Source organism: Kocuria sp. CPCC 205258 (assembly GCF_040981005.1).
Taxonomy (GTDB): domain Bacteria; phylum Actinomycetota; class Actinomycetes; order Actinomycetales; family Micrococcaceae; genus Kocuria; species Kocuria rosea.
Window position 1 is genome coordinate 1 of record NZ_JAVKPS010000066.1, and the last position, 529, is coordinate 529.

The following is a 529-nucleotide window of genomic DNA, read 5'->3' on the forward strand; positions in this document are numbered from 1 at the left end:
ATGACCGCGAACAGCGCCTGAAGATCGGTGGCCTCCGGGGTGGTGCGCTCCGACTTGATGCGCTCGTCGCCGATCCGCATCTCGACCGTGCCGATCAGGCCCGTGGAACGCCCGGCCGCCTTGAGGCCGCCCTCGACGAGGTAGGCCGTCGTGGTCTTGCCCGAGGTGCCGGTGATGCCGATCTGAAGCAGGTCGTCGCCGGGGTGCCCGTAGATCTCGGTGGCGAGTTCGCCCATCCGGCCGCGCGGATCGTCCGTGACGAGGACCGGGAGGCCGGTAGCGGCGGCGCGTTCGGCGCCGCTCTCGTCGGTGAGGATCGCGGCCGCGCCGAGGTCGGCGGCCTGGGCCGTGAAGTCGGCGCCGTGGAGGCGGGCGCCGGGCAGGGCGGCGTAGAGGTCGCCCGGGCGTACCGCCCGTGAGTCATGGGTGATGCCGGTGATCTCCGCGGCCCCCGGCGTCGGCACCCCCAGCCGGGCCGCGAGCTCCGCGAGCTTCGTCGGGCGGGGCCGTTCCGGACGGGGCGCTCCCG

At 74.7% G+C, this 529-nt stretch carries 1 protein-coding gene; it reads right to left on the reverse strand.

Features of this window, described 5'->3' with window-relative positions:
• A partial coding sequence (locus tag RF644_RS18855; protein WP_368797671.1) for a Mur ligase domain-containing protein occupies positions 1–464 on the reverse strand: 464 nt, incomplete at its 3' end.
• Positions 465–529: the final 65 nt, after the last annotated feature.